This window comes from Caballeronia sp. Sq4a (genome assembly GCF_023170545.1).
Classification (GTDB): domain Bacteria; phylum Pseudomonadota; class Gammaproteobacteria; order Burkholderiales; family Burkholderiaceae; genus Caballeronia.
This window is the reverse complement of the sequence record NZ_CP084252.1, coordinates 545,320-565,326: the sequence shown is the minus strand read 5'-3', so window position 1 is coordinate 565,326 and position 20,007 is coordinate 545,320. Positions and strand designations below refer to the sequence as shown.

At 63.3% G+C, this 20,007-nt stretch carries 13 protein-coding genes; 9 read left to right on the top strand and 4 right to left on the bottom strand.

Annotation, left to right across the window (positions count from 1 at the left end):
• The first annotated feature begins 375 nt into the window (after window positions 1-375).
• The 3 genes from LDZ24_RS22150 (at window position 376) to LDZ24_RS22140 (ending at window position 5,351) form a co-directional block, all read left to right on the top strand.
• Window positions 376-2,622, top strand: coding sequence for a multicopper oxidase family protein (locus LDZ24_RS22150; protein ID WP_248323372.1), 2,247 nt, complete (start codon window positions 376-378; stop codon window positions 2,620-2,622).
• 311 nt (window positions 2,623-2,933) lie between these two features.
• Window positions 2,934-4,838: an ATP-binding protein gene (locus LDZ24_RS22145; RefSeq protein ID WP_248323371.1), complete on the top strand. Its 1,905-nt coding sequence runs from the start codon at window positions 2,934-2,936 to the stop codon at window positions 4,836-4,838.
• A 240-nt stretch (window positions 4,839-5,078) separates the two neighbouring features.
• Entirely contained in the window at window positions 5,079-5,351 is a 273-nt protein-coding gene (locus LDZ24_RS22140; protein WP_248323370.1) for a hypothetical protein, read from the top strand.
• On the opposite strand, the gene LDZ24_RS22135 is transcribed toward LDZ24_RS22140, so the two are convergent.
• Both LDZ24_RS22135 and LDZ24_RS22130 read right to left on the bottom strand, forming a co-directional pair.
• Window positions 5,348-6,763 carry a sensor domain-containing diguanylate cyclase gene (locus LDZ24_RS22135; RefSeq protein ID WP_248323369.1) on the bottom strand — a complete coding sequence of 472 codons (1,416 nt, stop codon included), beginning with the start codon at window positions 6,761-6,763 and terminating at the stop codon, window positions 5,348-5,350. The two genes, LDZ24_RS22140 and LDZ24_RS22135, sit on opposite strands and share 4 nt — an antisense overlap.
• 598 nt (window positions 6,764-7,361) lie before the next feature.
• Window positions 7,362-8,363, bottom strand: a complete 1,002-nt coding sequence (locus LDZ24_RS22130; RefSeq protein WP_248323368.1) for an SGNH/GDSL hydrolase family protein — start codon at window positions 8,361-8,363, stop codon at window positions 7,362-7,364.
• Window positions 8,364-8,701: 338 nt separating this feature from the next.
• Between LDZ24_RS22130 and LDZ24_RS22125 the strand changes: the two genes are divergently transcribed.
• Complete coding sequence (locus LDZ24_RS22125) at window positions 8,702-9,868, top strand: alpha/beta hydrolase-fold protein (protein ID WP_248323367.1); 1,167 nt, start codon at window positions 8,702-8,704, stop codon at window positions 9,866-9,868.
• A 44-nt stretch (window positions 9,869-9,912) separates the two neighbouring features.
• Here the strand turns inward: LDZ24_RS22125 and LDZ24_RS22120 are convergent, their stop codons facing one another.
• A complete protein-coding gene (locus LDZ24_RS22120) occupies window positions 9,913-10,626 on the bottom strand; it encodes a TetR/AcrR family transcriptional regulator (RefSeq protein ID WP_248323366.1) in 714 nt (237 codons plus the stop codon).
• A gap of 376 nt (window positions 10,627-11,002) precedes the next feature.
• On the opposite strand from LDZ24_RS22120, the gene LDZ24_RS22115 reads away from it, so the two are divergent.
• The 5 genes from LDZ24_RS22115 (at window position 11,003) to hydA (ending at window position 18,070) form a co-directional block, all read left to right on the top strand.
• On the top strand, window positions 11,003-12,283 hold the full coding sequence (locus LDZ24_RS22115) for a Zn-dependent hydrolase (protein WP_248323365.1): 1,281 nt from the start codon (window positions 11,003-11,005) through the stop codon (window positions 12,281-12,283).
• An 85-nt stretch (window positions 12,284-12,368) separates the two neighbouring features.
• Window positions 12,369-13,703, top strand: a complete 1,335-nt coding sequence (locus LDZ24_RS22110; RefSeq protein WP_248323364.1) for an NAD(P)-dependent oxidoreductase — start codon at window positions 12,369-12,371, stop codon at window positions 13,701-13,703.
• A 20-nt stretch (window positions 13,704-13,723) separates the two neighbouring features.
• The gene (preA, locus tag LDZ24_RS22105) at window positions 13,724-15,010 is read left to right on the top strand and encodes an NAD-dependent dihydropyrimidine dehydrogenase subunit PreA (protein WP_248323363.1); all 1,287 of its coding nucleotides are present in this window, start codon (window positions 13,724-13,726) and stop codon (window positions 15,008-15,010) included.
• An 88-nt stretch (window positions 15,011-15,098) separates the two neighbouring features.
• Window positions 15,099-16,586, top strand: a complete 1,488-nt coding sequence (locus tag LDZ24_RS22100; RefSeq protein WP_248323362.1) for an NCS1 family nucleobase:cation symporter-1 — start codon at window positions 15,099-15,101, stop codon at window positions 16,584-16,586.
• Between the two features lie 20 nt (window positions 16,587-16,606).
• Complete coding sequence (hydA, locus tag LDZ24_RS22095; protein WP_248323361.1) at window positions 16,607-18,070, top strand: dihydropyrimidinase; 1,464 nt, start codon at window positions 16,607-16,609, stop codon at window positions 18,068-18,070.
• 253 nt (window positions 18,071-18,323) lie between these two features.
• Here hydA and adh read toward each other — a convergent pair whose 3' ends face one another.
• Window positions 18,324-19,844 carry an aldehyde dehydrogenase gene (gene adh / locus LDZ24_RS22090; RefSeq protein WP_248323360.1) on the bottom strand — a complete coding sequence of 507 codons (1,521 nt, stop codon included), beginning with the start codon at window positions 19,842-19,844 and terminating at the stop codon, window positions 18,324-18,326.
• Window positions 19,845-20,007: the final 163 nt, after the last annotated feature.

The following is a 20,007-nucleotide window of genomic DNA, read 5'->3' as shown; positions in this document are numbered from 1 at the left end:
AGTCCAACGGCTCTCCCTCAGCCGGCTCTGAAAGCCGACGGCTTCGCCACGTTTTGAGCCGCAAAGAGCGCAGAAGCCACCATTTTCCGCACGCGTTCGAACGAGGGCTACCAGCAGCAAAGCTCGCTGCGGCCTAGCCGCGCGGCGGAATCTATCGAACTTTCGGCGGAAGGAGTCAGCCGTATTGCCGTAAGGTCTGCGGTCGGCCGCGCCTTGCGCTTTTGCGTGGCGTTTTTTTCCTGCTCATTGTCTGCGCCCGTCAGCATCGGCCGGCATGCGTCATCGCCGGGCGGCTCGTCGTCGAACTCACTTTGAAACAGCCGAGCCTGCATGTTGCACGGGCCACGCCTCTTGCTTACTGCTCCTAGCCTGGATATGGTCCGCCCGAATACCCTTACGCTGCTTCTCGCCGCGATGCTTTGCTCGACGCTCGCGCCCTTGACCTGTCAGGCGCAAAGCGCGCCGGCCGCGCGCTCCTTCGTCGATCTCGACGATACGAGCGACGCGGCATCCGATAACGCGGCAGCGTCGAAAGCAGGCGGAGGCGCGTCGCCAGCGATCCAGCAGCAGTGCTTGCGAGGGCTCAATCCGACAGGCAATTCCGCGTCGGTCATGCTCAAGGCGCAGATGGGCAGCTATCGCATCTTCAACCCCGACACCAACGCGTTCGATACCGTCAATCTCCGCTCGTACAACGGCTGTCCGACGGGACCGACGATCAGTGTGAAGCATGGCGCCACGCTCAATGTCACGCTGAACAACGCATTGCCGGCGGATCCCGAAGCGACCTGCGCGAGTGTCGCCGACCACACGACCCCGCACTGCTTCAACCATACGAATCTGCATACGCACGGCCTGCATGTGTCGCCGTCCGGTTCTTCCGACAACGTGCTGCTCTCGGTGCCGCCGGGCGCCACGCAGAAGTACGCGTACCAGCTGCCGTCGAATCATCCGTCGGGCACCTTCTGGTATCACGCTCATCTGCACGGCTCGACCGCCATCGATGTATCGAGCGGGATGGCCGGCGTGCTGATCGTGCGCGGCACGCGGGCGGCGCGGGCGGGCGTCGCCGACGGCAGCGCGGATATCGACACCATCCTCACGCGAGCGGGCGGAAAGCAGCCCATGCGCGAACACGTGATGCTGTTTCAGCAAATCGAATACGGCTGCTTCGACAGTCCAACATCCGACGTCCCGCTCGTCGATCCGCTGACGCATCAATGGACCTGTCCGAAGGGCGCAGTCGGCGAGATTCGGGGTTACGACAAGCAGCTCACGTTCGCGGCCGACCCGCGCCCGGCGCATATTGGCCAATTCAACACGACGTGGGCCATTTCCGGCCGTTACACGCAGATCAACGGCGAGGTCCAGCCTGTCTATCCGAGCGCGACGAGCTTCATCCCGGCCGGCGAAGTGCGACGCTGGCGCATGGTTCACGGCGGCAACCGCGATACGATCAACGTGAAGATCGTGCGCGCCAACCTCGCTGCATTGGGTCAGGCGGATTCACCGTCTGTCACGCAAGCCCAGGTCGACAAGGCGGCCGGTTCGTTCACCGCTCTGCTTGGACGAAACAAGTCCGCGCTGGGACAAACAACGACGCTCGACGCCGTGTGCGGCGGCGAGACGGTGAAGCAGCTGGAATTCGCCGAAGACGGCCTGACGATGCAGTCGATGATCGAGAAGGACGTGAACACGCTCAACCCCGGCTATCGCAGCGACGTGCTCGTTGCGTTTCCGTCACCGGGGCTGTACTGCATACTGGATGAGGCGGGGCAAGCGGCCGCGACCATCAGCTTCCGCCCGAAGTCGGGAGCGGTGAAGGACCGTCGCCTGCTGGGCATCGCGCGCGTCGGTCAGGGCGTGACGATCCCGTCGACCACGCTCGGCAGTCACTCGAAGTACTGGCAGTACATTCGCAACCAGCTTGTCGAAGCGAATCCCGCCTTGCCGGAGCCCGCCAAGACCGATCTCGCATCGCTCGATCTGCGTGCGTTCGCACCGCGGATTCCCGTCGATGTGACGCCAGATAATCAGGTATCCGTGACATTCGACGTGACGCCGAATGCCGCGAATCCCGGCGCATTCCGCTTCGTCATCAACGGCGAGACGTATGATCCTTCGCTGATTCCTTTCAAGGGCGTGCTCGGGAACGTCGATCAATGGATCATCAACGCGACGGCCGCCGGTGGGCACGTGTTCCATATTCACGTCAATCCGTTCCGTGTGATGGACATCCGGAATCCGGCAGGCAATTCGATCTTCGATCCATCGGGCGGATGCACGGCGGCGGAACTGGCAACCGGCGACACCGAATACTGCGGCATGAAGGACGTGATCCGCGACACGTTCTTCGTCAAGCCCGGCTATAAACTCGTGATGCGCACGGCCTATCAGGATTTCACCGGCGAGTTCGTCATGCATTGCCACATCCTGGATCATGAAGACCAGGGAATGATGGCGAACGTGGCCGTCGTTTCGCCCGCGACCGCGTTACTCCAGCGCATGACCGACCCGATTGCATCGACATCGCGACAGGCTCTGCGTTGGGTCGAGGCGCGCGACGGCAAAAAGCAGAGAGAGCTCGATGCCGCGTTATCGTCGATTTGCTCGGCGAACTAGAAGTGCCACCGAGTCGCAAGATTCGATACAACGAACGCGCGGCTTCTTATTGCATCGCGTTGCGTAACAGACGTGCATCAGTGTTGCCGGCGTCCGGTTGAAGCGTGGCGCAAGCCGCAAAAAGTTCTGCCGCGTTCCGCTCCGTCGCACTTGACTCTTCGTGCATAAGCGGCTTAGCCGCATCGTTGTTATCCTCAAGCTCCGGGTCGCGCCGGAGCTTTTTTTTTCGTCGGCCGGGACGTCGCGGTGTCTTTTCGCATGCGAGGAATGGATAATGCGGCGGACAAATATTCGACAAGCGGGCCGCAAACATGATCGTTCGAATCGCCCAATATCCGCTCAAGAAGCGACTTCTGCTCGGTCTTGCGTCAACCGCCTCCATCCTCGCCGCGCAGCAAGCCCTGACCATGATCGCGCACGGACGGCTGCCGTTCCTTCTCATCAGCGCCGCGCTGCCGATCGTCACGGTGCTGTTCGGCGCTTTCTCGGGAGCCTTGCTGTGGGCGAGCGGCATCGCGTTCGGTGCCTTATGGATGCAGCCTGTCGGCACGCTCGCCGTGCCGCAGTCCGAAGACCGCGTCGTGTTGCTAGCCTACGCGATCGTCGGCGCATTGCTGGTGATGGCCGGGCAACAACTGTCCCAGTTGGCCCGTCGAGCGGGGCGGGCCGAAGCCGCGACGCATGACGCGGCAGATCGCCTTCTGCAAGTCGAGCGCGATGCGCGGCACCGGTTCGACGTCGCGCTCAATAGCGCGGGCATTCCGTTTTTCATCGTCACACCGGTCGTGCGCGAGGGGCACATCGCGGAGCTTCGTTGGGACTATCTCAACGAGGCGGCCGCGCGGCTCTTCAACCCGGCCGCAGGGGTGGTGGTGGGCAGCTCCACCTTGTATGTGCGGCCTGCGGGGTGGGACGCGGACCTGCTGCTCGACCGTCTCGCGCCGTTGGCCGAACGCGACGGGCGCGACGCTTTCGACGTGCGCGTCGATGGCGCTGACGGCGAGCAATGGTTTCACGTCGTCGCCGCGTCACTGGGCGGTTCCGTCGTGGCGTGGTTCGGCGACGTCACGCCGCGCGTGCGGGCAGAACGCGCGCTCTCGGACGCAGACCGGCGCAAGGACGAGTTTCTCGCCACGCTCGCGCATGAGCTGCGCAACCCGCTCGCGCCGATCAGACAGGTCGCGGAGATTCTGGAGCAAGCCGATCTGACCGACGAGCGCAGGAAGTGGTGCGTCGCGGTGCTGCATCGGCAGTCCGCTGCAATGGCGCTGCTGCTCGACGATCTGCTCGATGTGTCGCGCATCACGCGTGGCGCGCTCAGGCTTCGCAAGGAAACGGTGGCGCTCAGGGAAGTCATCGACGAAGCAGTCGAAATCGCGAGGCCGGTTCTCGAAGCCAAGGCGCACGAGCTTGTCATCCAACCGCCCGCCCGGCCCTTGCATGTCGAGGCTGACCGCCTGCGGCTCGCGCAAGTACTCGGCAACCTGCTGACGAACGCCGCCAAATACACGCCGCCGGGTGGGCGCATCGAACTGACCGCGACTGCCGACGATAACGCGATCGTGCTGTCAGTCGCCGACAATGGAATCGGAATCGATCCCGACAAGCTGTCCGCCATCTTCTCGATGTTCTCGCAGGTGAACCCCGATCACCACCGCCAGGGCGGGCTTGGGATCGGGCTTGCGCTGTCGAAGTCGCTGGTGGAGTTGCATGGCGGCCGACTCACCGCATCAAGCGCGGGAAAGAATCGAGGCAGTTGCTTTTCCATTCACCTTCCGGCCGAATCCCGCGTGGTGGCCGCGCCGGCACCGGTCCGCGACCCGGCCGCCGTCACGCTGGCGGGGGCGAAGCATCGCATACTGGTCGTTGACGACAATATCGATGCGGCGGATGCGCTGAGCGCGCTGCTCGAACTTGAAGGGCACGAGGTGCGAACAGTCTATTCGGGCGAGGAAGCCATCGACATCCTGAGGCACTACGGCCCGGAAGTGATTCTGCTGGACCTCGGCCTGCCCGGCATGAGCGGGTGCGACGTCGCCCGGCGAATTCGCGCGACGTCGGCAACGAAGGACGTGACGATCATCGCCATCACCGGCTGGGGACAGCCGCAGGACCGGGAGCGGACTGGCCAGGCGGGATTCGACTTCCATTTCACGAAGCCCGTCGATGTCGTCCAGCTGCGTGAAGCGATCGAGAGCGCGGGCGCGGCTGCCTGACGTGGGCTTATCCGGCGGCGCATTCGGGCCGCGCCGCGTGGACTACTCGCGACGAAGCTTTCGCGCTAGCTGTCGCGCCATTCGCGGGAAACACCGGTGACCGGCGAGCGCGATGACGGTGGCACAACGGTTCGCCAATTCGTCCGAAAAAATTGCTGAACGAGTTTAAGAACTGTGTACGAATTGCCGACCTTGCTCTATGATCTGGGAAAAGCACTAGATAACTGAGAGAAGGCGGTCATGGAAGCTGAATACGAAATCCTGTACAAGGGGTGCACGCTGTCGCCCATCGTTATCGACGATGGCGAGTTCTATACCGCGATGGTCGTGGTCAATACGCCCAACGGCGACGTGCGCGCAAGCGGCGCGCTCGGCGAGTTTCCGTGCGCCTTGTCGGCCAGGCAGTTCGCCATTGCCCATGGCATGGCGGAGGTGGATCGCAGGGAACCGCCTGTCCCTGACTGGCCGACGCACATCAAGCTGCGAAGCGTTGCGCGGCCCGTGCGCAGCTAGTGGCTGAAGCGCTCGCTGCCGGCGGTTTTCTTCGAGGCAGTCGTCCGGTCGGAAAGCTCGGCTGCATCGACCACTCGATTGCGGCCGCGCGCCTTGGCCCGGTACAGGGCGGCGTCGGCGAGGCCCAGCAGCGCGGTGGCCGTCTCTGGCCCGTTCGGGAGCGTGCAAGCGACGCCGATTGATACGGTGACCGGGCCGCCACCGGGCGATGCCGAGGGAATACCGAGCTGCTCCACCGCCGTTCTGAGCGATTGTCCGACGCGCAGCGCCGCCGCCTGTTCACAGGCGGGCAGCACCACGACGAACTCTTCGCCGCCGTAACGCGCGACGAAATCGCTTTGCCGGCGCAAGGCGCTCGCAAGCGCGCTCGCGACGCGTTTCAGGCACTCATCGCCGGCGAGATGACCGAACGCGTCGTTGTATTGCTTGAAGTGGTCCACGTCGATCAGCAGGACGCACAAGGGCTGGCTGCTCGCGGAAGCCAATGAAAACTCGCGCGCGAAGCGTTCATCGAAGTAGGCGCGGTTGAAGACGCCCGTGAGGCCGTCTCGCGCGGAGGTCTCGACCAGTCGCCGGTGGGTGTCGGACAGATGCTGATAGAGGCCCATCGTCTCGTAGATGAGCATCCCGAGCACGGCGCTCGATGACACCATGGAGGCTCCGCGCGCGGCGTACCAGCCCACGCTGTAACGCGCGCTCGCCGACAGAGTCAGCGTCACGTCGATCAGCGCGCCGAGCAGCGCGACCCCGAGCCACAAATCCATCAGCGACCGCAGGCGGGTGGTCGAGACATGAAGTCCGAGCGCGGCGAGACTGATCGCTTCGACAATGAGTCCGGCGGGGCTGCTCGATAGCTGCGCATAGGACCCGGACTGCGCGACAAACGGCGGAAGATGCGATTGGCCGGCGGTCGCGAGCGCGCACAACGCGAGCGCCAGGGCGACGGCACCCAGCGCGATCGCTCTGCCGCGCGTCCGCTGCGTCAAGCTCGATGGAATGGAGCGGGATATCAACGAGGCCGTCACGAGGGCCGGGAAGCCGCCGTGCCAGAAGACCCAGATCCAGATCGCCGTTTGGGGGCCTGCGCCAAGCAGGCCGGTTGGCGAGAAAATCCCTGGAAACACGAGCAGTTGAATGGCGGCGATCACGCTGGTAAACGCATAAGCGCCGCTGAGCGCCGCGAACAGCAGCCGCCCCGAGACCGCGTACTGTGTCCAGAGCAGCAGCGCAGTCAGTCCTTCGGTGACCGTGACCCAGGTGGCGAATACCGGCAAGAAGGCGGGAATGACCGGTCCGGCATTCTTGGCGTGCGGCCAGACGAGCACGGCGGCAATAACCGACAAGGCCGCCGCGGCAGCGGCCATGGCGCGATGGCGCGGCGTGGATGGCAGGTGAAGTAGGGTGGTTTGCATCGTAGGAGGAGGCGTAAGTGCGATCGTTGCCGCTGTAGCCCCTCGGCCAAGGAATCTGAGCCCTTTATAACGGCCTCGGCCCACGGTTCTTGAAGAACCGTAGTTGCAACTGTTGCTATCGGTATCCGGCGACGGTAGCTTCGTTCGATCGACATGAGCGTGACCATTGTTTCGCACGAGCCTCCACCGCTCGGATCGGCGGAGGAACTTCTTCGGTTCTGTTTCGAAGCGGATGACGGCTCGGGCGTGTCCCGGTAGCCATTAGATCAGGCTGCGCATTGCCTGCGTGATCGTCGGCCATCTGGAGCGCCACGATGCGGTCACTGAACACTTCGATCAATCGTCAGCACGAATCGCGCCGACTATGGACTGCGCTCACGTATATGGATAACGACGTCTTGCGATGAATCGTCGAGAAAAGCCGAGGGCCGCGAATGGACGAATAGCTCGCGGCGGAGCCACCGATATGTCATCGGCGGTGCGAGGTCAAGCTCGAACTCGCGGAGTTGAACTTTGCACTACCTAGCTATCGGCAGAGTCCAAGCAGCGAGCATTTCGAGGCGCCACGCGATCACTGAATGCCCGCTTACAAAACAAGTCAACGCCCGACTCCGCTCGCAGCGATCTGCTTCTCGACATACTTCGCAAACAGCGCGTGCATGGCCGTCGTCGGGTGCAGGTAGTCAGCGAACATGTAAGTCTGGTCGGCGTTCGCGGCGACGTACGTGGACGGCGAGCACAACAGCGAAGTGTTGCGCGGGGTCCTGGAGGGATCGCATGCCTGCGCCGTGTTGGATACCGTGAACCCGTTCGCCTGATAGTTCTGGATGGTCTGCGTGGTCCATGTATAGGCATCGACGAGAATAACCTTGCTTTGCAGGTTGTTGGCCTGCAACGCGGTGAGCAGCGTCGAATTGAACAGTTGCGAGAGCCTTGACAGGTTGCCGCCGCCATCGGCCTGCTGAATACCATCCGGCGCCAGCCCGACATTAGGCACGTTGACCACGACGACATGCGTCGCGCCGGCCCCGACGATCTGCCCGACCAGCCCGGCGAGCGTCGTCGCCGCCGTCTGCACCGTCTGGTCGGCGGCGGGCGGCGAGCCTGCCCGAAGCACGTCGTTCGAGCCCGCCCAGACGAGCACCAGCTGATTCGAATTGAAGCTCGTATGCGCCGACAGATAGCTCGAGATCTGCTGACTGACCGGCATCTCGATGTCGCCGATCAGATCGGTGAGGAACTGCTCCTGATTGGCGGGCGTCGCGACGGTCGATCCGCCCTGCGCGTAGCCGAGACCGCTTTGCGCCTTCAGTTCATGGCCCGGATCGACTACATAGGCCGCAGTCAGCGTGTCGCCATAGTACTGCGCGACATCCTGCGACCAGACCTGGCCCGGGTTCGTCGTGAACCGTCCGCCGCCCACCGCACTGGCTATCGGCGCATAGGTGCCGACATCGGACAGACTGTCGCCGAATGCCACGACCTGCAGTTTGACGCCGCCTGCCGGGCTCGTCGAGGTGGCGCTCGTCGAATTGTCGCCGCCACCGCCGCATGACGTAAGCAGTGCAAGAAGTAAGGTAGAAATTGTCTTTCGCATCATCGGGTAAATGTTCGGCCTTTGCACTTGCTTGTCCATGTCCTCGTTATGGGCTGCGGCTTCGCGCTGCAATTGCGCGCTATGCATCCCGTCCGCAAGATCCCTCCGACGAGACGGAGCAAAATTGATGCACAGGCGCACTCTTGAATCAGCGTGTTCGCGGTGGCGCTCACGTCGTTGAACAGCAAGAGAATTCACGACCGCTCCCGCGCCATCGGGCGCAGATGTTGCTCAGCGGGCCTTGCGCACTGTACCGTTGTGATCGCTCGCAGCGCGTGAGGGGTCTCGTATTCAAGTATCAATCAGCGTTCGATGTTTCTTCCACTCAGCAGGGGACGACGATGCGTGCTATCTCCTCAGGCGTTCGGTTTGCGTCGGCAATCAGCCTGGCTCTCTGCATCGCCGGGTGCGGGGGCGGAGAATCGGCTGTTGCGGATACTGCTGTCGCGAAAGAGTCGGCGCACGGCAGCGCTTCATCCGCCACCGATAACGCAGCGCCGAACGGCAAATCGCAACACGCCGCGCCCGTCCGGCTGCAACGCTACACGATCGACCCCGCGAAGGTCTTCGTCGCGGGCATCTCATCGGGCGGCTTCGCTGCGGTGCAAATGCACGTCGCCCACTCCGCGACGTTCAAAGGGGCCGCCATCTATGCCGGCGGCGTGTACTGGTGCGCGGGCTTAGGCGGCGCTGCGACAGCGCTAGCGAACTGCGGTGGCTTGACGCTTCCGACGAATCAGGCGTCGTATAACAGTACGCTCGTTGCTTCGGAAACCTATCTCGACGCGCAATCGGCCCTCGGCACGATCGACTCATCGACGAATCTGCGCGGACAAACCGTCTACCTCTGGTCCGGCACGCAAGACGAGGTGGTCAATCCACTGGAGATGGCCGACCTGAAATCCGAGTACCAGCATTACGGCGCGAAGATTCACTTCGACAACGCGTTTCCCGCTGCGCATGGCTGGGAATCCCCCGACGGCGAGCTTGCATGCGGCACGCTCGGGAGCCCGTACATGGTGCGTTGCTCGGCCAACGGAGCGACCTACGACTCGGTCAAGACCTGGCTGACCATGTTCATCGGCCCGCTGAAGCCGCGCAACGGTGGCAAGCTGTCCGGCTCGCTGCTTACATTCGATCAGACCGAGTTCGGGGCGTCGCCGAACCTCTCGATGAGTTCGACGGGCAGCGTGTTTGTCCCGAAAGCCTGCGCGCAAGGGCAGCAATGCGGATTGGTGCTGGCGCTTCATGGCTGCTTGCAGCAGGCGTCGCTGATCGGAAACCGTTGGGTCACCGAAGCAGGCATCAACGAGTGGGCCGACACGAACAAAGTGGTCGTCGTCTATCCGGACACCGTCGCGTCGTCCGCGCCGGGGCCGACGAACCCTAACGGATGCTTCGACTGGTGGGGCTACTCCAATCAGTACGATCCCAACTACGCGCTCAAGAGCGGCGCGCAGTTGTCCGTGCTATACGCGATGGTGCGACGCGTGACCGGACGACCGTAGTCGACGCGAAGTGAGGGCTGTTATGCGCGACCAGCGTGTGACGATCAGGCATGCGCTGCTTGCGATGCTCCCACGGCCCGCGGCGACACTGCCCCGCACGCGCGAATGACGAGTCGCACGACTTCTTCCGTCTGTTCGTCGAAGGCTTTTTGCGTGAGCGCCCGCTTGCCCTTGAGCGCGCGAATCTGCGCATCGAAGTCGGCGTAATGCTGCGTGATCGCCCAGATCATGAACATGAACGTATCGGCTTCGACCGGCGCGAGCAGGCCGCGCGCGATCCAGCTTTCGATAACCTTCACCCGCGTATTCAGCCACGGCTTCACGCGCTCGCTGAGCATGTCCTGCATGTGATGCGCGCCGTGAATGATCTCGCTCGCCCACACTTTCGAGCCGAGCGGTCGTCTTCTCGACAACTCCATTTTCGCGCGCACATAACCGCCGATCGCTTCCACCGGGTCGTCGCTGCACTCGAACGTATCTGCCGCGCGGTGCCAGTCCTCGAATATGTCTTCCAACACGCGGCGATAGAGCGCGAGCTTCGTCGGGAAGTAGTAATGCAGATTGGCCTTCGGCAAGCCGGCGCGCTCGGCGATCATCGCCGTGCTCGCGCCTTCTAATCCTTTCTCGGCAAACACCGCTTCCGCACAGGCGAGCAGATGCACTTCGTTGCTTTCGCGAATCTGCGCACGGCGTCGCCGCGCGGGCGGCGGCGCGTCTTCGTTCGCGGTGATGCTGTTGGTGGCTTCGTCGTGTCTCATCGTCGCGCTCTTTGCCGTCTGTGTTGCATCGTGCCTGAATCGCGCCGTGGGCGCACGCCGCGCTGCATCGCGACGAAAGCATCGGCAAACCTCGCATGCATGGATGCTGCGACGCAATGGCATGGTTATCGCTTTTTCCGCTCCGTGTTTGCCCGCACACGAAATACGTTGATTTGCTTATTTTAATCGGCTAAAACCTGTCCAACCGGACAGGATTTGAAGCGCGCGCCGGTCACCGGAAAGCGCGCTCTTTGCAACGCCCATCGCAGAACGAAGAGACGTGCACAGCACGGGTGCCCGAACGCACTAGAAGCGCACCGGCACGCACGAACCGGGGTCACTCACACACGAAGTCACATCGTCAGGAGCGAGGCGCATGAACGTCCTAACGGATGCAGTCACAGAGGCCGGTCTCGATACGTCCATCCGCGTCAACGGCGCGCGGCTGTGGGAAAGCCTGATGACGATGGCCAAGATCGGCGCGACGCCGAAGGGCGGCGTCTGCCGTCTCGCGCTCACCGATCTCGATCGCGAAGGCCGCGATCTCATCGTCAGCTGGGCGAAGGCGGAGGGCTGCACGGTGCATGTCGATCAGATGGGCAACGTGTTCATGCGACGGGCGGGCCGCAATCTCGATGCATTGCCGGTCGTGACCGGCTCGCATGCCGACTCGCAGCCTACGGGCGGCCGTTTCGACGGCACCTATGGCGTGCTCGGCGGGCTTGAAGTGATTCGCACGCTGAACGATCGCGGCATCGAGACCGAGCATCCGATCGAAGTCGTCATCTGGACCAACGAAGAAGGCTCGCGTTTCGCGCCCGCCATGGTCGCATCCGGCGTGTTCGCGGGCGTGTTTGCACTGGAGTACGGGCTGTCGCGCAAGGACGTCGACGGCAAGACCATCGGCGAGGAACTCAAGCGTATCGGCTATGCGGGCGATGTTCCGTGCGGCGGTCGCAAGCTGCACGCGGCGTTCGAACTGCATATCGAACAAGGGCCGATCCTCGAAGCCGAAGACAAGACGATCGGCGTCGTCACCGATGCGCAGGGCCAGCGCTGGTATGAGATCACCCTGACGGGCCAGGAAGCGCACGCCGGCCCCACGCCGATGCCGCGCCGCAAGGACGCGCTGCTCGGCGCCTCGCGCGTGGTCGATCTCGTCAACCGCATCGGCCTCGACCATGCGCCGCTCGCGTGCGCGACGGTCGGCATGATGCAGGTGCATCCGAACTCGCGCAACGTGATTCCCGGCCGCGTGTTCTTCACCGTCGATTTCCGTCATCCCGACGATGCCGTGCTCGCGCGCATGGATGCCGCGCTGCGCGAAGGCGTCGAGCGCATCGCGGGCGAGATCGGCCTGCAAACCGAGCTCGAACAGATCTTCTACTACGAACCCGTCAAGTTCGATGCGGCTTGCGTGGCATCGGTGCGCGCGGCAGCGCAGCGCTTCGGCTACTCGCACCGCCATATGGTCTCGGGCGCGGGCCATGATGCGTGCTATCTCGCGCAGGTCGCGCCCACATCGATGGTATTCGTGCCGTGCGTCGACGGCATCAGTCATAACGAAATAGAAGACGCCACACAGGAGTGGATCGAAGCAGGCGCGAACGTGTTGCTGCACGCCATGCTCGAACGCGCATCCGAACCGGCTTCCTGAGCCGCGCCGTTTTTCAATCATCACGTCCGGCCGTCCGCTCTCTTGCGGACGGAGGGCACCGTCACGCCTTCGACAAGGAACGCGCATGACCATGAAGACCATCGGCGATATCGCGAGTCATCGACAGACGCACGAGCGTCTCGCGTGCGAATTCTCGGACGTCGCGCCGCTTCTCGACGCGACCGCTGCGGCCGCTGCTTCAAGCCGCTGCCACTACTGCTATGACGCGCCATGCGTGCAAGCGTGTCCTACGCGCATCGACATACCGGGCTTTATCCGCAAGATCGGCAACGGCAATCTGAAGGGCGCGGCCTCCGATATTCTCTCGGCCAATCCGCTCGGCGGCATGTGCGCGCGCGTGTGTCCGACCGAGATCCTGTGCGAAGGAAGTTGCGTGCGCAATCATCCGGGCGACGAGCCCGTGCAGATCGGCGCATTGCAACGTCACGCGACCGACTGGGCGATGTCGAATGACGTTGCGTTGTTCAGCCGCGCGCCGGAAACCGGAAGGCGCATCGCGATTATCGGCGCCGGACCGGCGGGGCTCGCATGCGCCTATCGACTGGCGCTCGCGGGCCATCGCGCCGTGATCTTCGATGCGCGCAACAAGCCGGGCGGTCTCAACGAGTTCGGCATCGCGGCCTACAAGACGGTCGACGACTACGCGCAGCGCGAGATCGAGTGGCTTCATTCGATAGGCGGCATCGAAATCCGCACCGGTCAGGCGCTCGGACGCGACTTCGCGCTTGACGAGTTGCGCAAGCAATATGACGCGGTGTTTATCGCGCTGGGGCTCGCAGGCGTGCGCGAACTCGCACTCGAAGGCGAGTCGCTGAACGGCGTGATGAACGCGGTCGATTTCATCGAGCAGGTGCGTCAGGCCGATGACCTCGCGAGCGTGCCGGTCGGCCGTCGGGTGGTCGTGATCGGCGGCGGCAACACAGCCGTCGATGCGTGCGTGCAAAGCCGCAAGCTCGGCGCGACGAGCGTGACGATGGCGTACCGGCGCGGCGTCGAGAACATGAGCGCGACATGGGCCGAGCGCGAGTTCGCGCAGACTCATGGCGTGCACATCGTCACGCATGCGCAGCCCGTGCGTCTGATCGGCGAGAACGGTCAGGTGACAGGCGTCGAATTCCAACGGGACGCCGAGCGCTTCGTGATCGAAGCCGACATGGTCCTGAAGGCGATCGGTCAGACGCTCGTGCCCGTGGGCATCGGGCGCGAACTGCTGACGCTCGACGGCGGGCGCATCGTGACTGACGAGAATCGGCAAACAACGCTCGCCAAAGTGTGGGCCGGGGGCGATTGCGCCACCCACGAAGGGCTCGATCTCACCGTGCAGGCCGTGCAGGACGGCAAGCTCGCGGCCGCGTCGATCGACGCGTCGTTCGAGCTGACTGCAATCAAAGCCGCCTGATTCGAAGAGGAGACACGAACATGGCCGATCTTCGCTGCAACATCGCCGGCATCTCGTCGCCGAATCCTTTCTGGCTCGCTTCGGCGCCGCCTACCGACAAAGCCTACAACGTCAACCGCGCGTTCGAGGCGGGCTGGGGCGGCGTCGTGTGGAAGACGCTCGGGCTCGATCCGCATGTGGTGAACGTGAGCTCGCGCTACGGCGCGGTGCAATGGAACGGGCAGCGCATCGCGGGGCTCAACAACATCGAGTTGATCACCGATCGGCCGCTCGACGTGAACCTGCGCGAGATCGAGCAAGTGAAACGTGACTGGCCTGATCGCGCATTGATCGTTTCATTGATGGTTCCGTGCAACGAGAAAGACTGGAAGTGGGTCCTGACGCAAGTGGAGGACACCGGCGCGGACGCAGTCGAACTGAACTTCGGCTGCCCGCACGGCATGAGCGAACGCGGAATGGGCGCAGCCGTGGGGCAGGTTCCCGAGTACGTGGAGATGGTGACGCGCTGGGTCAAGGAAGGCACCAGGCTGCCGTGCCTCGTCAAGCTCACGCCGAATATCAGCGACATTCGCATGGGCTCGCGCGCCGCGTTCAAAGGCGGCGCGGACGGCGTGTCGCTCATCAACACGATCAACTCGATCGTCGCCGTCGACCTCGACCAGATGGCGCCCATGCCGACCGTCGATGGCAAGGGCACGCACGGCGGCTATTGCGGACCGGCCGTGAAGCCGATCGCGCTCAACATGGTCGCGGAAATCGCGCGCGATCCCGAGACTCCCGATCTGCCGATCTCGGGCATCGGCGGCATTTCGTCGTGGCGCGACGCGGCCGAGTTCATGGTGCTCGGGGCAGGCAGCGTGCAGGTGTGCACGGCGGCGATGCACTATGGCTTTCGCATCGTCAGTGATCTGGCCGATGGCCTCTCGAACTGGATGGACGAGAAGGGCTACGCGAGTCTCGACGACATTCGCGGCCGCGCCGTGCAGAACGTCACCGACTGGAAGTACCTCAATCTCAAGTACGACATCAAGGCGCGCATCGATCAGGACAAGTGCATCAAGTGCGGACTGTGTCATATCGCGTGCGAGGACACGTCGCATCAGGCGATCCTGAAGGAGAAGGACGGCAAGCGTCATTTCGAAGTGGTGGATGCGCAATGCGTCGGCTGCAACCTGTGCATGCACGTCTGTCCCGTCGAGCAGTGCATCACGATGGAACGCGTCGATGCAGGCGAATACGCGAACTGGACCACGCATCCGAACAATCCGGCTCGCGAGAACGTCGAGGAGCCCGCGAAAGCGGCCTGAATCACACGCAGCGCTCGTCATTGACCCCCGCCGCGCGCATCGCGCGCAGATGCGATAGCGCGGCGAACACTTAAGCGGAGTGCATCCGATGAATCAGACAGCGCGTAACGTCGAAGCGAGCAGCCTTTACAACGACGATCTGGCGCCGACCGGCCCGGCGCAACGCACGTGGAAGTGGTATCACTTCGCGGCGTTGTGGGTCGGCATGGTGATGAACATCGCGTCGTACATGCTGGCGGCGGGACTCACCGATCAGGGCATGTCGCCGTGGCAGGCCGTGATGACCGTGCTGCTCGGCAACGTGATCGTGCTGGTGCCGATGCTTCTGATCGGTCATGCCGGCGCGAAGCACGGCATTCCCTACGCGGTGCTCGTGCGTTCGTCCTTCGGCACGCAGGGCGCGAAGCTGCCGGCGCTGTTGCGCGCGATCGTCGCGTGCGGCTGGTACGGCATTCAGACGTGGCTGGGCGGCAGCGCGATCTATACGCTGCTGAACATCCTCACAGGTAATGCGCTGCACGGCGCGGCTTTGCCGCTGATCGACATTTCCATCGAGCAACTCGGCTGCTTTCTGCTCTTCTGGGCGCTGCAGCTCTACTTCATCTGGCATGGCACCGATTCGATTCGCTGGCTCGAAAGCTGGTCCGCGCCGATCAAGGTGGTGATGTGCGTCGCGCTCGTGTGGTGGGCAACGTCGAAGGCGGGCGGCATCGGTTCGATGCTCTCGGCGCCGTCGCAGTTCGTGGCCGGCGGCAAGAAGGAGGGCATGTTCTGGGCGACGTTCTGGCCCGGCCTCACCGCCATGGTCGGATTCTGGGCAACTCTCGCGCTCAACATTCCGGACTTCACGCGCTTCGCACGCACGCAGCGCGATCAGATGGTCGGACAGTCGATCGGCCTGCCGCTGCCGATGGCGCTGCTCTCCGTGATCTCCGTCGTTGTGACGTCCGCGACGGTGGTGATCTACGGCAAGGCGATCTGGGACCCGATCGATCTCACGAGCCGCATGACGGGCATCGGCGTGGGTGTGGCGCTCGTCATTCTCACGCTGGATACGATGTGCTGCAATCTCGCGGCCAACCTCGTCGGACCCGCTTATGACTTTTCGAGCCTGTGGCCGAAGGGCATCTCGTATCGCGCGGGCGGCATGATCACGGCGACCATCGCCATCGTCATGATGCCGTGGAAGATTCTCGCCACCACGCAAGGCTATATCTTCACGTGGCTCGTCGGCTACTCGGCGTTGCTCGGGCCGGTCGCGGGCATCATGATGGTCGATTACTTCTTTATTCGCGGCACGCGGCTCGATCATCGCGAACTCTTCGAAGAAGACGGCGAGTACTCGTATCACGGCGGCTGGAACATCGCCGCGGTCGTCGCGCTACTCATCGGCGTATTGCCGAATCTGCCCGGATTCCTGCATACCGCGTTTCCCGCATCCTTTCCCAACGTGCCCGCGTTCTTCAACACGGTCTACACGTATGCGTGGTTCGTCGGCCTCGTGCTGGCCGCGCTCGTGTATGGATCGTGGATGAAACTGCGCGGCAGCCCGCGTGCCGACATGCTGAGCGCTTGAACATCAACGGAGGACGACACATGCCTATTCTCATTCGCGGCGGCACCGTCATCGATGCGGACCGCAGTTATCGCGCCGATGTGCTGTGCGCCGATTCGCAGGCGGGCGGCACGATACTCGCCATCGGCCAGGACATCGATATTCCCGCCGACACGCAGATCGTCGATGCAGGCGGCCAGTACGTGATGCCCGGCGGCATCGATCCGCATACGCACATGGAACTGCCGTTCATGGGCACGACCGCAAGCGACGACTTCTATAGCGGCACCGCGGCGGGTTTGTCGGGCGGCACGACGAGCATCATCGACTTCGTGATTCCGAGCCCCAAACAGCCGCTCATGGACGCGTTCAGGGAATGGCGCGGCTGGGCGGAGAAGGCATCGGCGGATTACGGCTTTCATGTTGCCGTGACGTGGTGGGACGAGTCCGTGCATCGCGACATGGGCCTGCTCGTGCACGAACACGGCGTGTCGAGCTTCAAGCACTTCATGGCCTACAAGAACGCGATCATGGCCGACGACGAAGTGCTCGTGAACAGCTTCACGCGCTCGCTGGAACTGGGCGCGTTGCCGACTGTGCATGCGGAGAACGGCGAACTCGTATTCCAGTTGCAGAAGCAGTTGCTCGCGAAGGGCTTCAAGGGACCGGAGGCGCATCCGCTGTCGCGTCCGCCCGAAGTGGAGGGCGAGGCGGCCAATCGCGCGATCCGTATTGCACAGGTGCTGGGCGTGCCGCTTTACATCGTGCATGTGTCGGCGAAAGATGCGGTCGATGTCATCGCGAAGGCGCGCAACGACGGCCTGCGCGTGTTCGGCGAAGTGCTGCCGGGCCATCTCGTGATCGATGAATCCGTGTACCGCGATCCCGACTGGACGCGCGCCGCCGCGCACGTGATGAGTCCGCCGTTTCGCACGAGCGAGCATCGCGAGGCGCTGTGGCGCGGGCTGCAATCGGGCCAGTTGCATACCACGGCGACGGATCACTGCGTCTTCTGCGCGTCGCAGAAAGCGATGGGACGCGAAGACTTCACCAAAATTCCGAACGGTTGCGGCGGCGTGGAAGATCGCATGGCCGTGCTGTGGCATCACGGCGTGAACATGGGGCGTCTCACGCCCAACGAGTTCGTGCGCGTGACATCGACGAACGCGGCGCAGATCTTCAATCTGTACCCGCGCAAGGGCGCGGTGCAGGTCGGCGCCGATGCGGACCTGGTCGTCTGGGATCCGCAGGCGTCGCGCACGATTTCCGTGAAGACGCATCATCAGCAGGTGGACTTCAATGTCTTCGAGGGCATGACGGTGCAGGGCGTGGCGACGCACACGCTCACGCGCGGCGCGCTTGCATGGACCGATGGCGCTCTGCGCGCAGTGCGCGGCGCGGGGCAATATCTGAAGCGTCCGCCGAACGCATCGTATTTCGAAGCCGCGCGCGTGGCGAACAAGCTGAAGGAACCGCATCCCGTGGAGCGTGCCGAGACGGCTTGAGTCCGGCGCGATGAAAGAAGCCCTGCGTTGGAATGCGCGGGGCTTCCTTGCGATATCAGCGAACCTGACATCGGGGACGCCGACGATGAACTCGTCGACGGTGACAAAGCGGAAAGCGCACCACGTCATGCGCGGTCTTGATCTCTTCGATCAACGCGATGGCCTTAAGAAGCGCGACTACGCGCTTCATTCATCGCCGTCCCTTGAACGAGAGGAGTCGCCGCGCGATACGGCGGCTCCGCACGATCCAAGGTCAGAAGAAGCCAAGCGGCTTTTCGCTATAGCTCACGAGCAGGTTCTTCGTCTGCTGGTAATGATCGAGCATCATCTTGTGGTTCTCTCGACCGATGCCCGATTGCTTGTAGCCGCCGAACGCCGCGTGCGCCGGATACGCGTGATAGCAGTTGGTCCATACGCGACCCGCCTGGATCGCGCGCCCGAAGCGATACGCCCGCGTGCCGTCGCGCGTCCAGACGCCTGCGCCAAGGCCATAGAGCGTGTCGTTCGCTATGTCGAGCGCTTCTTCTTCGGTTCTGAAGGTCGTCACCGAAAGCACCGGTCCGAAGATCTCTTCCTGAAAGATGCGCATTTTGTTGTTGCCGCGAAAAACAGTCGGCTTCACATAGAAGCCTTTGGCCAGCTCGCCCTCGAGCGCGTTGCGTTCGCCGCCGATCAGACAGTCCGCGCCCTCTTGCTTGCCGAGGTCGATGTAGGACAGGATCTTCTCCAGCTGCTCCTGCGAGGCTTGCGCGCCGATCATGGTCTTCGTGTCCAGCGGATGCCCTTGCGCAATCGCCGCGACACGCTTCAACGCGCGTTCCATAAAGCGGTCATAGATGGACTCTTCGATCAGCGCGCGTGACGGGCACGTACACACTTCGCCCTGATTAAGCGCGAACATGGCGAAGCCTTCGATCGCCTTGTCGAAGTAGCTGTCGTCCGCGTCGAGCACGTCGGCGAAGAAGATGTTCGGGCTCTTGCCGCCGAGTTCCAGTGTCACGGGTATGAGGTTCTGGCTGGCGTATTGCATGATGAGACGCCCTGTCGACGTCTCGCCCGTGAACGCGATCTTCGCGATGCGCTTGCTCGATGCGAGCGGCTTGCCGGCTTCGAGCCCGAATCCGTTCACCACATTCACCACGCCCGGCGGCAACAAGTCTTCGATGACTTCGAGCAGCACCAGCAGCGACGCGGGCGTCTGTTCCGCGGGCTTCAGCACCACGCAGTTTCCCGCCGCAAGCGCGGGCGCGAGCTTCCATACGGCCATCAAAATGGGGAAGTTCCACGGGATGATCTGACCGACGACGCCGAGCGGCTCATGGAAGTGATACGCGACCGTATCCTCGTCGATCTGTGAAATGGAGCCTTCCTGTGCGCGCGCGGCACTCGCGAAGTAGCGGAAGTGATCGATCGCGAGCGGGATATCGGCCGCCATCGTCTCGCGCAACGGCTTGCCGTTGTCGATCGATTCGGCTACCGCGAGCCGCGCGAGGTTCGCTTCCATGCGGTCGGCCATCTTCATCAGCAGATTGGCCCGATCCGTCGTGGACGTCTTGCCCCACGATGCCTTCGCGGCATGAGCCGCATCGAGAGCGGCCTCGATGTCCGCTTCGCGCGAACGTGGAATCGAGGTGAACGGCTCGCCGGTGATGGGCGAGATGTCGTCGAAGTATTCGCCGCCGACGGGCGGCACCCACTTGCCGCCGATGAAATTCCCATACTGCTTCTTGTATGGGTAGTCGGTGCTCAGGAACTGCATCTCCGCATGGTTCATCAGTGTGCTCCTCGCATGTCGATAAAGCGGCCCGGCGCTGGCGATGCACGCCGCCGCCCCGACTACATTGCGAGTTCCATGCCATTGAGCTCGCGCGCGGGGTACGCCATGAGCGGCGTGCGTTTCGGCAAGACCGTACATTGCGGGCGCAAGCGGATGCTGT

Bases quoted from the DNA above. Each gene is read 5' to 3' on its own strand.
- LDZ24_RS22115 (WP_248323365.1), top strand. From the start codon at position 11,003: ATGAACGTCCTAACGGATGCAGTCACAGAGGCCGGTCTCGATACGTCC.
- LDZ24_RS22135 (WP_248323369.1), bottom strand. From the start codon at position 6,763: ATGCAAACCACCCTACTTCACCTGCCATCCACGCCGCGCCATCGCGCC.
- LDZ24_RS22120 (WP_248323366.1), bottom strand. From the start codon at position 10,626: ATGAGACACGACGAAGCCACCAACAGCATCACCGCGAACGAAGACGCG.
- LDZ24_RS22125 (WP_248323367.1), top strand. From the start codon at position 8,702: ATGCGTGCTATCTCCTCAGGCGTTCGGTTTGCGTCGGCAATCAGCCTG.
- hydA (WP_248323361.1), top strand. From the start codon at position 16,607: ATGCCTATTCTCATTCGCGGCGGCACCGTCATCGATGCGGACCGCAGT.
- LDZ24_RS22100 (WP_248323362.1), top strand. From the start codon at position 15,099: ATGAATCAGACAGCGCGTAACGTCGAAGCGAGCAGCCTTTACAACGAC.
- LDZ24_RS22130 (WP_248323368.1), bottom strand. From the start codon at position 8,363: ATGATGCGAAAGACAATTTCTACCTTACTTCTTGCACTGCTTACGTCA.
- LDZ24_RS22110 (WP_248323364.1), top strand. From the start codon at position 12,369: ATGACCATGAAGACCATCGGCGATATCGCGAGTCATCGACAGACGCAC.
- LDZ24_RS22150 (WP_248323372.1), top strand. From the start codon at position 376: ATGGTCCGCCCGAATACCCTTACGCTGCTTCTCGCCGCGATGCTTTGC.
- preA (WP_248323363.1), top strand. From the start codon at position 13,724: ATGGCCGATCTTCGCTGCAACATCGCCGGCATCTCGTCGCCGAATCCT.
- LDZ24_RS22140 (WP_248323370.1), top strand. From the start codon at position 5,079: ATGGAAGCTGAATACGAAATCCTGTACAAGGGGTGCACGCTGTCGCCC.
- LDZ24_RS22145 (WP_248323371.1), top strand. From the start codon at position 2,934: ATGATCGTTCGAATCGCCCAATATCCGCTCAAGAAGCGACTTCTGCTC.
- adh (WP_248323360.1), bottom strand. From the start codon at position 19,844: ATGAACCATGCGGAGATGCAGTTCCTGAGCACCGACTACCCATACAAG.